The following is a 12,233-nucleotide window of genomic DNA, read 5'->3' as shown; positions in this document are numbered from 1 at the left end:
ACGGAGTTGTCAGTCATGCCGGTCGAGTTCATCGGCTTCATCACCAACAACAATGCCTCCGAGACCATCGTCCGCTCAGGCCCGGTGCTCGATCCGCCCTATATCGAGACCGTCGCCAAGGCCCATGAGCTGGCCGGCTTCGATCGCGCGCTGCTGGCGTTCCACTCGACCACGCCGGACGCGCTGCAGGTCGCGCAGCATGTCCTGACCATTACCAAGCAGCTCAAGGTGATGATCGCGCAGCGGCCGGGCTTCACCGCGCCGACGCTGCTGGCGCGCCAGCTTGCGACGCTCGACCAGTTCTATGGCGGGCGGGTCTCGCTGCATGTCATCACCGGCGGCAACGCCATCGAGCTGCGCCAGGACGGCAACACGCTCGACGACAAGGACGAGCGCTACGCCCGTACCAGCGAATTCCTCGACGTGGTGCGGCTGGAATGGACCAGTGAGAAGCCGTTCAACTACAGCGGCAAGTATTACAACGTCGAGAACGGCTTCTCGCAGGTGAAGCCGTTGCAGAAGGGCGGCATCTACACCTTTGTCGGCGGCGGCTCGGATGCCGCGGTCGAGGTCGCCGGCAAGCACGCCGATACCTTCGCGCTGTGGGGTGAATCCTATACCCAGGTGCGCGACGTCACCGCGCGGGTGCGCGCGGCAGCGGCGAAGCACGGCCGGCCGACGCCGCGTTTCAGCCTCTCGGTGCGGCCGATCCTGGCCGACACCGAGGAGAAGGCGTGGGCGAAGGCGGAGCATATCCTCGCGCGTGCCACCGCGTTGCAGGACCAGACCGGGTACCGGCGGCCCAATCACGCGACCGACGGCGCCAAGCGGCTGTTGGCGCTAGCCGATCAGGGCACGCGCATCGACAAGCGGCTGTGGACCGAGATCGCAAAGCTCACCGGCGCCAACAGCAACACCACCGCGCTGGTCGGCACGCCCGAGCAGGTCGCCGAAGTGTTCGCCGATTACTACGATCTCGGCGTCAGCCATTTCCTGATCCGCGGCTTCGATCCGCTGGTCGATGCCATCGACTATGGCCGTGAGCTGATCCCGCTGACCCGCAAGCTGATCGAAGCACGCGACCAGCAGCGGGGGATCGCTGCCGAATGATCCGTCTCATTGTTGCGGCGGCGCTTGCGCTCGCCGCCATCGACGCGGCCGTCGCGCAGACCACGCTGCGCGTCGGCGACCAGAAGGGCAATTCGCAGGCCGTGATGGAAGCGGCGGGCGTGCTCAAGGACGTTCCCTACAAGATCGAATGGAAGGAATTCGCCGCCGCAGCGCCGCTGCTGGAGGCCTTGGGCGCGGGTGCTATCGACACCGGCCTGGTCGGCGATGCGCCATTCACGTTCGCGGCCGCCGCCAAAATTCCGGTGAAGGCGATCGCGGCCGTGCGGCGGTCGCGCGACGGGCTCGCGATCGTCGTGCCGGAGAATTCCGCCATCAAGAGCTTTGACGATCTGCGCGGCAAGAAGATCGCAACCGGCCGCGGCTCGATCGGCCATCAGCTGATCCTGGCGGCGCTGGAATCGAAAGGCTGGCAGGCGAGCGACGTCCAGATCGTGTTCCTCGCGCCGTCGGATGCCAAGGTCGCCTACACGCAAGGCGCGGTCGATGCCTGGTCGACCTGGGAGCCCTATGTCAGCCAGGAGGAGGTGCTGTTCAAGTCGCGTCGCGTCATCACGGCCGACGGCATCACGCCCGGCCTCGGCTTCCAGGTCGCGACGCCCGACGCGATCAAGGACAAGCGTGCCGAGCTCGAGGATTTCGTGCGTCGCCTCGCGGCCGCGCGCGCCTGGTCGCAGAACAATGTCGAAGGCTACGCTGCGACCTGGGGCAGGCTGATGAACGTCCCGCCCGCGGTGCCGCTGAACTGGCTGACGCGGGCCAGGATCCGCATCGCACCGATCGACGACAGCGTGGTGGCCGACGAGCAGAAGACCATCGATCTCTACGACCGCTGGGGCCTGATCCGGCAGAAGATCAACGCCGCCGAGATCGTCGACCGATCGTTTGGCGCGGCGGTGGAGAAGGGCGCGGGGCTGTAGGCAATTTGCAAACGACGCCAAGCATTCAGCGTCGTCCTGGCGAAAGCCAGGACCCATTACCCCGGATGGCAGTTGTTGTACGACGCTTGGGCCGCGATCCTGCTCACCATCAAATTCGGTGGTAATGGGTCCTGGCTTTCGCCAGGACGACGGGCGTCGAGGGCTTACACAACTTCTGAAGAGGCGACCGCTGCAAGCGGGAGATGTGGACCATCTGCGCGGAAGCGGTTCAACGTCGCGCGATTGCATCGCTAACGAACCCGTGATCTCGAAAACATCCATTCGTCCGCAGGCTGCCGCGCGGCAAGGATTTTCCCCGTTCCGCGCATTCCAAAACCACAACGTTGCTATTTTCGCCGCGGCCTTGCCGCACCCAAGGGCGCTGCCAAGATCAAACACACCAACAATCGAGTCCGGGAGATCACCGTGGGCCTTCAAGAAACTCGCATCGAGTCGCTGCCGTTTGTGACCGCTGAACTGAATTATCTCGCGCCGACGCCGGGCAAGCCCCGGACTTACGCTTTCGATCCGCCGCCCGGCGAACCCAAATCCACCGCACTGCCCGAAGCTCACAATGTCCCGATCTTTGACGGGCGTCTGATCGCCGACAGCTTCTCGCTCGACCGCGAGGGCTTTGCGCTGGTCAAGCATCCGACTTTCGTGAAGGACTATTACGACGACAACGAAGTCCGCAACGTTTACTACCCGGCCGTCGAAGCCTTCCTCAAGGCGACGCTGAAGGCGGATCGCGTTTTCATCTTCGACCACACCGTGCGCAAGCGTGTCGAGGGTGCGGCGGACATTCGCGGCGGCGGTCCGCGCCAGCCCGCGACTCGCGTCCATGTCGACCAGACCGCCGTCTCCGGCCACAACCGGGTGTTCGAGCACTTGCCAAACGAAGCCGAGCAACTCGTCAAGGGCCGCGTCCAGGTGATCAATCTGTGGCGCCCGATCCGCGGTCCACTGCGCGATTCGCCGCTTGCGATGGCCGACGGCACCACGGTTGCGCCTGAGGATCTGATCGCCTCCGACCTGATCTACCCGAACCGCAGCGGCGAGACCTATTCGGTGAAGTACAATCCGAACCATCGCTGGTTCTACATTCCCGAGATGACGCCGGACGAGGCGATCCTGCTGAAATGCTACGACTCGGCGACCGACGGCCGGACCCGCTTTGGACCGCATACCGCCTTCATCGATCCGACCACGCCGGCGGATGCCGCGCCGCGCGAGAGCATCGAGCTGCGCACGCTGGTGTTCCACAAGCAGTAAGGGTGAAGAACGTTCCTGCGTCGTAGGTGCGCTCCCTCTCCCGCTTGCGGGGGAGGCATAGGCGGCCCTCGGCCGCCGTTCTTGAGAACACGCCGATGCAACGCATCGGCTACGGGTGGGGGCTCTCTCCGCGAATCGTATCGTGGAGAGAGCCCCCACCCGGATCGTATCTTCGATGCGATCCGACCTCCCCCGCAAGCGGGAGAGGTAAGGTGAGCCCGCGGATAGGCTGAACCATCGGCTCTGCCCTCAAACTTGGCACCGTCAGCTCAATAATGTTACGCCCGTTCCCCAACTGCTCGGGGAAAGGGCGATTCATGGACGGCGTGGTGACGAAGGAAGCAGCGGGGATCGGGTTCCGCGCCCTGGTTCTTGCGCTTCTGGCATTGGCCTCTGGTCACATGCTGTCGACGCTGCTGCGCACGATCCCGGCGATCAGCCTCGATCTGATGGCGCGCGATTTCGGCACCTCGCCGCAGGCGCTGGCGAGCCTCACCTCGATCTATCACTTCTCCTTTGCCGCCTCGCAAATCCCGGTCGGCGCCGCGATGGACCGTTTCGGCGTGCGGCCGGTGTCGCTGAGCCTGCTCGGAGGTACCGTGGTCGGGACGCTGGTCTCGGCGCTCGCCACGGGTCCCGCGAGCTTCGTGCTCGGGCAACTGATGCTCGGCATCGCCACCTCGGGCATGCTGATGTGCCCGATGACGCTGGCGGCCAAGCAGATGTCGGCGGCGAAGTTCGGCCTGTGGTCCGGCCTGATCCTCTCGATCGGCAATATCGGCATGTTGCTGTCGGCAAGCCCGCTGGCCTTCGTGGTCGATCAGTTCGGCTGGCGCGCCGGCTTCTGGGGCTCGGCCGGCTTCGGTGTTGTCGTCCTGATCGCGGTGTTCGCGCTGGTGCCGCGGCAACCGGCGGCGCATGCGGACGATTCCTCGCCGTTGCAGCAGATGGCCGAGGTGCTGCGGCTCGGCCTGTCGCGCGGCCTGCGTGGATTGATCGCGCTGTCGCTGGTGTCGCTCGGCGCCTCGCTGGTGCTGCGCGGCCTGTGGGGCGGGCCGTGGCTGATGGATGTGAAGGGTCTGAGCCGCATCGAGGCCGGCAATGTGCTCGGCCTGTTCACGCTGGCGATGATCATCGGCCCGGCCTGTATCGGCGCGATCGATCGCAAGTTCGGGCATCGCCGCACCATGGTGGCGTCGACCCATGCCGTCGCCGCGCTGCTGCTGGTGCTGATGGCGGCCGGCGCGCCGCATTTGGCGGTCTCGAACCTGCTCGGCGCCGCCGTGATGCCGGTGCAGTATGATCTGGTGCTGCTGATCCTGATCGGGTTTGCGACCTCGGCGCAACCGCTGATCTACGGCATGACGCGGCAGCTCGTCGACGCCCAGAACACCGGCAAGGCGCTGTCGTCGGTCAATCTCGCGTTCTTCCTCGGCGCGGCGCTGCTGCAATTCAGCACCGCCGGCGTTGCGGCGCTGTTCGGGCTGCCCGCGGTGCTGCTGTTCATCGCCGGCGCCCTGGTGATCGGGATCGTGCTGTTCCTGATCTATACCAGGCCTTTCGCCGCCTAGATCGCCTGCGCCTGCTTGCGGATTTCGTTGGCAAGCGGCCGCAAGGAATCGACCCCGCGCGGCCCGACGAGGCTATAGCCCGTGCCGCCGTCCGCCCAGGAGAAGCCGGCGACGTCGCCGCCCGAATGCGCGGCCATCGGCGCGTTCTGATCCGACGTCATCGGACGGGTGAGGACCACGAGCCGCTCGCCGTGATCATCGTCGTACATGAACATGGCCGCGGGACCGTGCGGCGTCGGCACCACCCGTCCGCCCATCAAGCGATATCCCGACTTGCTCAGATCCGGCAGCTTGACCGGCTGACGCAGCCGGTTCGAGACCCATTGCACAAGCTCGGTGCTGTCGCGCAGCTCGACCGGCCGGGTGTGATCCGAGGCGTAGACCTTGTAGGAATCGCTTGCTTCCTCGGCCAGCGCCGCAATCCCGCCGGCCGGCGCCAGTGCCGCGCCGCGGATCATCCATCCGCCGAGGCCGCCGATCGAGAGCATCAGCATCGCTGCGATCGCCCAGCGGAAAGACGAGGGGCGGCGGCGCGGGCGCTCGATCATCCGGGCGAGGTTGAGCTGCGGCGGCAGCGGTTCCTCGGCAATCGGCAGCAATGCCGATCGCAGCAAGTTACGCTCATCGGAATAGGCGGCGATGCGTTTGGCCACGTCCGGATGCTTTCCCAGATAGGCGGTGATTTCCGCTTCGCGCTCCGGCTCCAGCGCGCGATCCACATAGGCATGCAGATCGTCTTCGGTAATGGGTCGATTGCTCATGTCTTGTTCCGCAATTGCACGACATTGTTATCCAGTTGGCCGGCAGTGCCCTCCAACTCTTGATGGAGCCGCTCGCGGGCGCGCGCCAGGCGCGACATCACCGTGCCAATGGGCACGCCGAGCACCTTCGCGGCGTCGGCATAGGACAAGTCCTCGACGCCGACGAGCAGGAGGACCGCACGCTGGTCATGCGGAAGCCTTGCGAGCTTCGCCATGACGTCGCGATACATCACCTTGTGCTCCTGCTCTGCGTCCTGGCCGAATGCATCCTCGTTGGTTTCGTCGATCGCGACATGGACGCCGCGCGTCGTTGCGCGACGAAACTGGTTGATGGCGAGATTATGAAGGATAGCGAACAGCCACGGCCGCGGATTGTCCGACCGCCGCTGCTCCCAATGAATCACGGCGCGCTCCAGGCAGTCCTGCACCAAATCGTCGGCGGCCGCGTGGTCGCGGACCAGGGCCCGCGCGTACCGCCGCAAGGCGGGTATCAGCGGTTCGACGAGGCGCAGCATGTCGTTCATGGCGTTTGCACCTGAATGACCGCACCGAGTTTGGCCGGGTCGCCTGACGTGATGACGAGATAGCGTCGTTCGGCCTTGGCCGCGCTCTGCACGATCTGCCGGATCGGCCCGGTGGTGTTGACGATGGCGGAGCCGGCGGGATTGGTCATGAAGGCTGCCAGAGGCTCCACGGAGCCTGTTCCGTCGGCACGTTCGGCCAATCCTAGCACATAGTGCTGCTTGGGTTCGAGCCCGGTGACCGATGCCTGCAGCACTTGGATCAGCCCCTGATCGAACAGCGAGACGCCGGTCGGCGGCTTGTCGCCCTTGGCCTGCTTCTTCGGCGCGAGCGCGAGGTGGGCGACTTGGCCGGCAGCGCCAAGCGCCTGCAGGTTCTGGCGATCATCGGGATTCGGCGCGGCGTTCGGCACGTAGGCGATGGCCTGCGGCGCCTGGCCGATCGGGATGTTGGCGATCACCTTGTTGGTCGCGGTGTCGATCGCGGCCAGCGCATCGGCATTTTCCAGGCCGACATAGACCCGCGTGCCGTCGCCGGACGGCCAGATGCCGTGCGGGAGGTTGCCGACGGGAATGGTCGCGACTTGCGAGAAGTCGTCGGTGCGAAACACCTTGACCTCGTTGGTGCCGCCGATGGTCACATAGGCGAAGGTCCCCTTGGCCGTCTTCGCGAAATTGACATGGTTGGTAATCGGGCCGGTGTCGATGGTCTTGATCAGGTTGAACGGCGGCTTGGCGTTGAAGACCTGCGTCCTGCCGACATCCTTCAGCGTGAACCACACCTGCTCGCCGTCCGGCGTAGCTGCGATGTTCGGGCAGAACGGGCTTTCCTGCTTCACCTTCGCCACGATCTGATGGTCGGCCACCGAGACCACGTCGGTCTCCGGATTGAACGACGAGCAGATGTAGCCGTACTTGCCGTCGGGCGAGAAGATCTGCATTCCCGGTCCCGCCGGCACCTCGATCCGCATCGTTTCCTTGAAGCTCTGCGCGTCGATCACCGAAATGTAGTTCTCGCCGCGCACGGTGACCCAGACCTCCTTGCCGTCCGGCGTGAAGAACGCCTCGTGCGGAGACCGCCCGACATAGGTAACATGCTTGACCGCGTTCGTTGCCGTGTCAATGAAGGTCACCGAATTCGAGCCGATCGAGACGATGGCGAGGGTGTGGTGGTCGGGCGAATAGCCCATGCCGTGGACCAGCACCTGCCCCTTGTAGAGCGGGCTGAAATTACCGGGCTGCGGGTCGCCGAGCCGGATCACGCCGAGCAGCTTGTTGTCGACGGGATCGGTGACCGACACCGTGTTCGAGAACTGCTCGGCGGCGTAGACGCGGTCGTGATGGCTGATCGGAATGTCGGGCGCGGACACAGCGCCCGGCGCCTGTCCCGCAAACGCCGACGTCGACAGCGCGATCATGCTGGTCGCCAACAGGCCCTTCATGAATTGGCTCGTCATTACTTGGTCTCCTGCTTCATCATGTCGTGGTGCATGTTCATGTGATCGTGGGTGGTCGCCGCCGGGCCGGGTTTCGCGCCGGGTTGTTGTGTCGGGGCCGGCGTCGTGTCCGTGACCTGTTCGCCGAGTGCGAGCTTCATGGCGTCGATCTCCTGGCGTTGCTCGACGATGATCTCCTGCGCGATCCGGCGCAGGCGCTCGTTCTTGCCGTAGCGGAGCTCGATCACGGCCATGTCGATCGCGCCCTGATGATGCGGCGTCATCATCGCGACGAAGTCGCGGTCGATATCGCCGCTCGGCTTGGCGGCCATGTCGTTCATCATCTTGGTCATCGCGGCATCGTTTTCCGCGAGGAAGGCGCTCTCCTCGGCCGTCTGCGCAGTGTCGGCCGGGTGATGCGCTTCCTGGGCGAGGACCACCGGGGAAACGGCGACGGTGAACAGGACACGCATGCCGAACACCGCGGCACTGAAGCCGGGTCTGAGGAATCGCAGGATCATCATGTTTCACCCTGAAGGTTGTCGCGGAGGGCCTCCGCGATCCAGTGGCTTGCATGGGTGGGACGCAGCAGTGTGAGTTCTATTCCGTCGCAGGGTGGTCTCTTCTCGATCACGACTTGCTGATCGGCCGAATGGTCCGTTCCGGCCGAACCGGCCGATTTGCGATCGGCAAGCCACTGGCTATAAGAGGGAATTCCGGTTCCGTTCGGCCGGTTCCTCGATCCTCGCTGCGCAATCCCACGCGCCAACAAGGCCAAGATGTCCGCCAAGATCGATCCAATCACCCGCTCCGTGGTCCAGCACCGCCTGTCGTCGATCGTGAAGGAGATGGGCGAAGCCATGCTTCGCACCTCCTATTCGCAGATCCTCAATTCCAGCCGCGATTTTTCGCTGGCGATCTGCGACACCAGCGGGCGGCTGATCGCGCAGGCCGATCACATCCCGGTCCATGTCGGCGCCTTGCCCTGGGCGACGCTCGCGGTCGAGGAACGCTTCAAGGATGTCGCGCCCGGCGACGTCATCCTGCTCAACGATCCCTATCAGGGCGGCAGCCATCTGCCTGACTTGACCGCCTTCGTGCCGGTGTTCGACGGCGGCAAGCGATTGCTCTGGACCATCGTGCGCGCGCATCAGAGCGACATCGGCGGCGCCACCCATGGCGCCTACAATCCGGCCGCCACCGAGATCTATCAGGAAGGCATTCGCATTCCGCCGATCAAGCTTTATGAGGCCGGCAAGCCGCGCGAGGATCTGCTCGACCTGCTGGCTTTGAACATCCGCAACCCCAGGGAATTTCGCGGCGACCTCGCGGCGATGCTGGGTGCCGCGCATCTCGGTGAGCGCCGCGTCTCAAAACTGTTCAGCGAGTTCGGCGCGGAGACGGTCGAGGCCGCGATCGAGGCGATCCTCGACGCCACCGAGCAGCAGACCCGCGCCGTGGTGTCGACCTGGAAGGACGGCGTGTTCTACGGCGAAGCGCTGCTCGACGATGACGGCCACGGCCGCACCGACATCAAGATCGCCGCCAAGGTGACCAAGACCGGCAGCGACATCGAGGTCGACCTTACCGGCTCCGATCCGCAATCGACGAGTTTCGTCAATTCGTCGCATGCCAACATGCAGGCCGCGGTCGCGATGGCCTTTGCCTATCTGATCGACGCCGATATTCCGAAGAACACCGGTGCGCTGCGGCCGCTGAAGGTGGTGGCGAAGCAGGGCACCATCGTGTGGGCCGATCCTGGCCGTCCCGTGACGCTGTGCACCAGCCATCCTTCCAATGAGATCGTCGAGGCGATCATCAAGGCGATGTCGGCTTCCTGTCCGGATCGCGTGATGGGCGGATGGGGCCGCCGGTTTCGCATCGCGATCCAGGGCGAGGATCCGCGCAACGGACGCAATTTCATCTGGCACATGTTCCAGGCGCGGCCCGGCGGCGGCGCATCGCCGGGCGGCGACGGCTATTCCTCGATCGGCGAGTGGCATTCGGTCGGCGGACTCAAATTCGGCAGCATCGAAGTCGCCGAGGTGCGCTTTCCCCTGCATTTCCGCCAGCACGAGTTCCGGCCGGATTCCGGCGGCGATGGCCAGCATCGCGGCGGGCTCGGCGTGGCGCTCGACATGGTGCTGGAGACGGCAAAGCCCGCCAAGGGCAACACCGCCGGCGACGGCGCGCGGCACGGTCCCTGCGGCATGCTCGGCGGCAAGGACGGCGAGCCGCATCACTACCGCCTCTTGTCGGAAGGCCGCGCGCCGCGCGTGTTGAAGACCAAGGAGGTCGGCATCGAGTTGCGTCCCGGCGATTGCCTGGAGATCCGCTCCTCCGGCGGCGGTGGCTGGGGTCCATCCGAGAAGCGAACGGCGGAGGCGCGGGCGCGCGACGTCGCGCAGGGTCTGGTTTCGAAGGCGGTATAGGGCAGCGATGTACACGATTGGGGTTGACGTCGGCGGCACCTACACCGACCTGGTTGCGACGGATCAAACCGGGCGCACCGTTTTCGCGAAATCGCCATCCACGCCGGCCGATCAGTCGATCGGCGTCATGGCGGGACTTGAAGAACTTGCGCGCCGCCTCGGCGTCACGCGCGCGGCGATGCTTGCGGCAACCGATCGTCTGGTGCACGGCACGACGGTTGCGACCAATGCGCTGCTGGAACGCAAGGGCGCCAAGGTCGCGCTGCTGACCACCGAGGGCCACCGCGACGTCGTCGAGATGCGCGAGGGGCTGAAGCCGGATCGCTACGATCTGCGCACGCCGCCGCCCGAGCCGCTGGTGCCGCGCGAGCGACGGTTTGGCGTGCGCGAACGGCTGAAGGCCGACGGCAGCACAGCGATTGCGCTCGATGCCGCAGCGCTCGGCGACGTCATCGCCGAGGTGAAGCGGTCCGGTGCGAACTCGATTGCGGTCTGCTTCCTGCACGCCTATCTCAACCCCGCGCATGAGCTCGCCGCGGTCGAGCGGCTGGCGAAGGAGCTGCCCGATGTCAGCGTGTCGCGCTCGAGCGACGTGCTGCCGCAGATCAAGGAATACGAGCGCGTCTCGACCACGATCGTGAACGCCTATGTCGCGCCGACGGTGCGGCGCTATCTCACCAATCTGGAGCGCAGCCTGCATGAGGCCGGCTTCAAAGGCTCGCTGTTCGTCGTGCTGTCGCATGGCGGCATGGCGCCGGTGGAGGAAGCCTCGCGGCTCGCCGCGGGCACCGTGCTGTCGGGCCCGGCCGGCGGCATCTCCGGCAGCCGTCGCTGCGCCGAGATGCTCGGGATTCCCGATCTCGTGCCGTTCGACATGGGCGGCACCTCGACCGACATCTCGCTGATTGCTGACGGCGAGGCCTCGCTGTCCGCCGACGGCATGCTGGCCGGACAGCGTATCGCGCTGCGCAGCCTCGACATCGCCAGCATTGCGGCGGGCGGCGGCTCGATTGCCGGTGTCGACGGCGGCCGCACGCTGCGGGTCGGGCCGGAGAGCGCGGGCTCGGTGCCGGGCCCGGCGTGCTACGGCAATGGCGGCCTGGCTGCCACCGTCACCGATGCCAATGTCGTGCTCGGCTATCTCGATGCCGCCGCCTTCATGGGCGGCGCGCGGCCGCTCGATCGTGCGGCGTCGGAAGCCGCGGTCGACCGGATCGCCGAAGCGCTCGATTTGTCGCGGATCGAGGCGGCCGCCGGCATCTACAAGATGATCAATCTGAAGATGGCCGACGGCATCCGCCTGATGACGCTGCGCCGCGGTGTCGATCCCCGCAAATTCGCGCTGCTCAGCTTCGGCGGCGCCGCCGGCATGCATGCCGCCGAAGTCGCCCGCGAGCTCGAGATCAAGCGCATCATCGTGCCGACGGTCGCTTCCGTGCTGTCGGCCTGGGGCATGCTGACCAGCGATCTGCGCTACGAGGTCAGCCGCACCCATTACGGCACCGGACGGATCGCCGCCGATGAGGTGAGGGCGCTGTTCGCCGGGCTGGAGGAGCAGGCCGCCGGCCGTTTGCGCGACTGGTTCAAGGGCGACGTCGCGATCGAGCGCTCCGCCGAGATGCGTTATGGCGAGCAGGTGTTCGAGATCGACGTGCCGCTCGGAGACCTCGATCTCGGCGCCGCGGACCTCGTGGCACAGATCGAGGAGCGCTTCCATCGCCGCCACGAGGAACTCTACACCTATGCCTCGCGCGGGCAGGAGGTGGTGTTCGTCAACGCCCGTGTCGCCGCGGTAGGCAAGGTCGCGCGCGGCGGCGGCGATGTCGGCGAGGCCGCCTCAGCCGCACCTTGCACGCCGCGCGGCAAGCGGCAGGCCTGGTTCGGCGCCTGGCGCGAGGTGCCGGTCTACGCGCTCGACGATCTCAAGCCCGGGCATACGCTGGCCGGTCCCGCGATCATTGAGGCAGAAACCACCACGGTTCTGGTCGATAGCGGCGACCGCGTTGCCGTCAACCCGCTGGGCTGGCTCGACATAACATTGCGCTAATCGGCATCCGGGAACTGCGCTCCCTCTCCCGCTTGCGGGGGAGGGTTGGGGTGGGGGTCTCGCCACGAGTCGGACCACCATTATGTGGAAGGAGCCCCCACCCGGATTGCATCCTCGATGCAATCCGACCTCCCCCGCAAACGGG

Annotated in this window: 10 protein-coding genes; 6 read left to right on the top strand and 4 right to left on the bottom strand. The window is 65.9% G+C overall.

From position 1 onward, the window contains the following. The first annotated feature begins 15 nt into the window (after nt 1-15). From AAFG07_RS30080 to AAFG07_RS30065, 4 genes are all read left to right on the top strand, one after another. The gene (locus AAFG07_RS30080; protein ID WP_342723384.1) at nt 16-1,110 is read left to right on the top strand and encodes an LLM class flavin-dependent oxidoreductase; all 1,095 of its coding nucleotides are present in this window, start codon (nt 16-18) and stop codon (nt 1,108-1,110) included. Then, nucleotides 1,107-2,048 (top strand): ABC transporter substrate-binding protein, encoded by a 942-nt coding sequence (locus AAFG07_RS30075; RefSeq protein ID WP_342723383.1) that lies wholly within the window; start codon nt 1,107-1,109, stop codon nt 2,046-2,048. Before AAFG07_RS30080 ends, AAFG07_RS30075 begins: the two co-directional genes overlap by 4 nt. A gap of 426 nt (nt 2,049-2,474) precedes the next feature. Continuing rightward, nucleotides 2,475-3,320, top strand: a complete 846-nt coding sequence (locus AAFG07_RS30070) for a CmcJ/NvfI family oxidoreductase (RefSeq protein ID WP_342723382.1) — start codon at nt 2,475-2,477, stop codon at nt 3,318-3,320. 317 nt (nt 3,321-3,637) lie between these two features. Next, entirely contained in the window at nt 3,638-4,891 is a 1,254-nt protein-coding gene (locus tag AAFG07_RS30065) for an MFS transporter (RefSeq protein ID WP_342723381.1), read from the top strand. Here AAFG07_RS30065 and AAFG07_RS30060 read toward each other — a convergent pair. Genes AAFG07_RS30060 through AAFG07_RS30045 form a run of 4 tightly spaced genes read right to left on the bottom strand, consistent with a single transcriptional unit; the run spans nt 4,888 to nt 8,130 of the window. Next, nucleotides 4,888-5,652 carry an anti-sigma factor gene (locus AAFG07_RS30060; RefSeq protein WP_342723380.1) on the bottom strand — a complete coding sequence of 255 codons (765 nt, stop codon included), beginning with the start codon at nt 5,650-5,652 and terminating at the stop codon, nt 4,888-4,890. The genes AAFG07_RS30065 and AAFG07_RS30060 overlap by 4 nt on opposite strands. After that, nucleotides 5,649-6,176 (bottom strand): RNA polymerase sigma factor, encoded by a 528-nt coding sequence (locus AAFG07_RS30055; RefSeq protein ID WP_342723379.1) that lies wholly within the window; start codon nt 6,174-6,176, stop codon nt 5,649-5,651. Before AAFG07_RS30055 ends, AAFG07_RS30060 begins: the two co-directional genes overlap by 4 nt. Further along, on the bottom strand, nt 6,173-7,630 hold the full coding sequence (locus AAFG07_RS30050; RefSeq protein WP_342723378.1) for a YncE family protein: 1,458 nt from the start codon (nt 7,628-7,630) through the stop codon (nt 6,173-6,175). Before AAFG07_RS30050 ends, AAFG07_RS30055 begins: the two co-directional genes overlap by 4 nt. Next, complete coding sequence (locus AAFG07_RS30045) at nt 7,630-8,130, bottom strand: DUF305 domain-containing protein (protein ID WP_342723377.1); 501 nt, start codon at nt 8,128-8,130, stop codon at nt 7,630-7,632. The genes AAFG07_RS30050 and AAFG07_RS30045 overlap by 1 nt, the downstream gene beginning before the upstream one ends. 258 nt (nt 8,131-8,388) lie before the next feature. On the opposite strand from AAFG07_RS30045, the gene AAFG07_RS30040 reads away from it, so the two are divergent. Further along, complete coding sequence (locus AAFG07_RS30040; protein ID WP_342723376.1) at nt 8,389-10,041, top strand: hydantoinase B/oxoprolinase family protein; 1,653 nt, start codon at nt 8,389-8,391, stop codon at nt 10,039-10,041. A 7-nt stretch (nt 10,042-10,048) separates the two neighbouring features. Then, the gene (locus tag AAFG07_RS30035; protein ID WP_342723375.1) at nt 10,049-12,088 is read left to right on the top strand and encodes a hydantoinase/oxoprolinase family protein; all 2,040 of its coding nucleotides are present in this window, start codon (nt 10,049-10,051) and stop codon (nt 12,086-12,088) included. Nucleotides 12,089-12,233: the final 145 nt, after the last annotated feature.

The sequence above is a fragment of the Bradyrhizobium sp. B097 genome (assembly GCF_038957035.1).
Lineage (GTDB): Bacteria > Pseudomonadota > Alphaproteobacteria > Rhizobiales > Xanthobacteraceae > Bradyrhizobium.
Note: the sequence above shows the minus strand (reverse complement) of the source record. Positions and strands in the feature narration are given on the sequence as shown.